Genomic DNA, 1,068 nt, shown 5'->3' with positions numbered 1-1,068 from the left:
GGGGGGGTAATCATTTTAATACTGATCGTGCATACCTCAAGCAAGCCGACAACCTTTGACTGGCGCGGCATTGGTCGAAATATGGGGTTTGATACTCGTCGCGATAAAATGATTTGAAACTGATTTTTTAGAACGGTATTTGATACTCGAATGATTGTTACTTGTATGAGTTTGAACTGCGTTTAAATCGTTTTGAATTTCGTTTAACAAAGTGGCTAAGCTGTTGACCTGGCTCAATGTACGCATAAGCTTATGCAACTACATCTAACCAAAGCGCAGTCTACGATTACTTAGCCTACTTTCTTATTGGATGCTAGGCTCTGGGGGAGCGCTTCGCCAAGATTATCGGCATCACACTCTCTAGCCTCAGCGCCATCATGAGCCATATCCTCTGGCGTTCTATGCTGAATGCCTAATATCTTCTCTTTCACCACACGATCCATCTTCAGCAACTTAATATTATCTTCGTCAAGCAGATAAAGGGCTGTTTCAATGCCTTTACGGGCCAGAACCTCAAAGAGAGCCTGCTTTTCATCTGACGATAGCGTTCCAAACAGAGCTAGCAGCTTTAAATCAATATCGTTCACAAATGAGTTCTCACGTTCAAATACAGTGTTCTTCGTGTTCTTTTTGGGGGCGTTACCTTCACCGCTAACCAACCAGCGAACGCTAACCCCCTCACGCTCCGCAATCTGCCTTAGTAGCATTTCTCTAGGCACAGGTGCCTGCTCTCTTCGCTTGTAATAATTTTGCAGCGTATTGATGTTTATCCCCCATGCAGCCGCCGCTTCTGCTCTGGAGCCATAATGCTCAACCAGCTTGAAAATTCTCTCGATGATAGGTTCTTTTGCATCATTCACAAAAGAACGTTCAAGTTCTTTACTCATGAAACGTTCCTTTCTTTCTATCTTATTGAAAATATTTTGGAAAATAAAATAAACACAAAAACACAAAAAGAACGTTTGACAGGTTCTTTTTATATTCTTATGCTTTATCCGTAGAGATAACCACGCGGTTATCCGCACGAGTAACTTTTTAGGATAGATGAATGATGAATCGAAAAGAAGA

At 41.9% G+C, this 1,068-nt stretch carries 1 protein-coding gene; it reads right to left on the bottom strand.

The genetic code is table 11. The features are described from left to right. Positions 1-290: 290 nt before the first annotated feature. Positions 291-1,068, bottom strand: a 778-nt coding sequence (locus tag BBW68_RS11490) for a hypothetical protein (RefSeq protein WP_245675258.1), incomplete at its 5' end; no start/stop codon positions are given.

The sequence above is a fragment of the Candidatus Erwinia dacicola genome (genome assembly GCF_001756855.1).
Classification (GTDB): Bacteria; Pseudomonadota; Gammaproteobacteria; order Enterobacterales; family Enterobacteriaceae; genus Erwinia; species Erwinia dacicola.
This window is presented reverse-complemented; position numbering and strand designations above follow the sequence as displayed.